General features: G+C 36.6%; 1 protein-coding gene. It reads left to right on the forward strand.

From position 1 onward, the window contains the following. Positions 1–1160: 1160 nt before the first annotated feature. Positions 1161–1430, forward strand: a complete 270-nt coding sequence (locus AC59HZ_RS31245; RefSeq protein WP_496549597.1) for a hypothetical protein — start codon at positions 1161–1163, stop codon at positions 1428–1430. Positions 1431–1649: the final 219 nt, after the last annotated feature.

Raw genomic sequence — 1649 nt, forward strand, 5'->3', positions numbered from 1 at the left:
TTAGGCACGCCGCCAGCGTTCGTCCTGAGCCAGGATCAAACTCTCCAAGAAAGTTGATTAGCTCATAAAATAAAACGATGGCTCGTTTCAAAAGAAACGAATATTATTGTTTGTTGACGTTTTTGTTTGTTTAGTTTTCAAAGAACAATTTCATCATCGCTCAAAAGCGACTTTATTATCATACCAAGTTATCAACTCGAAGTCAACAACTTTTTTGTTTTTCTTTCATCGCCTCGCTGACGACTTTTCCTATATTACAGGAGATTAATAGATTGGTCAATACTTTTTCAAAAAAAATCAAAAACGATTTATTTCCTCTTATATTTCAAGCTTAGAACAGCTTCCATTGAAGCCGTTTTTTTATGACTTGTCCCTAGTATGACAATGATCACTCGAATAATCAATAATGTCTTACCACGGGTTATACTTATACTTCAAAAGCTGGGAATGGGAGCTGCAGCAATATCCTTGTGCGCTTCTTCTGTTGAACCGTTAGCAAGATAATAGATTTCCTTTATAGAAGAAACTCCTGCAGGATGCCCCACTATTCCAACCCATGTATTAGTTTAATAGCTTAATTTCATGCTCCTTGACGCTTGGAAACTAGTTTATAACCAAGATGCTCCAGAGGTTACTCAAAAGTATTTTTGATTTAGGAACAAAATATGACCGTTAGGATATATGGATATCTGAAGGTAATTGTCGAAATCCAGTTAAGTATTTTCAGAAAAAAAGACATTATTCCCCAGAAAATGATTCTATATTTTATTTTTTAAAAAATATGACATGTAGCGTAAACCGAGGGAAAATTCTGGGGGTAATAGCATTGCCTCGCCCTTTCCTTTCATCTTCAAATTCACAGTGAGCCAGGCAACTCCAGCTATTATCCCGTATATGATGCCATTTTAGACCGGAGTCAAATCCATGACTGAGACCGTGAAACTGACTTTAACCATGGTCATTGAAATACTTTTAATTAGGCTTTAATTTCATTTTTAATAGTTTGAATGATTTACATGATGATGATCTTCGGGTTGCTCATGACTGGCACTTAGATAGAGCGAATTACATTACCACAAAAACCAGTAAAATAAACACTACAAGATTAAAAAACTCCAAAATGGATATAGTTGTACCATATACCATAAGGAGTGATTTTTTTGTCTGGTGAACGCCATTATATTGTTATAGAAAAACAATCAAATAAAGCGGCCAAATTGTCCATTTCTCTTGCGATCATTGGATTTGTTTTGAGCCTGATCCCCATCCTTGGCTGGATCCTTCTCCCGGTGTGGATTATGGCGATTTTATTCGGTATAGTAGGTCTTTTTAATTCATACAGGCGTGGACTGGCCATATCCGGAATCCTAATTGGTCTTTTTACATTTATGTATAAAGCACTAATCCTGCAAGCCATATTCGGTGGATAGATCCCTCAAAACTCAATCGATTAATTGGTTATGTTGAACAGGGAAATAGTTGGATTTAGTATATTGAGCGTTAGGAAACGAAAAAGCAGATATCCAAATGGATATCTGCTTTTTGGTGTGAACCTTGTTTAGTCTAGAAAATAAAAAAGACTCCGCAGGTAGGACTCGAACCTACGACCGATCGGTTAACAGCCGATAGCTCTACCACTGAGCTACTGC

It is taken from the genome of Neobacillus sp. DZ-9 (assembly GCF_059587065.1).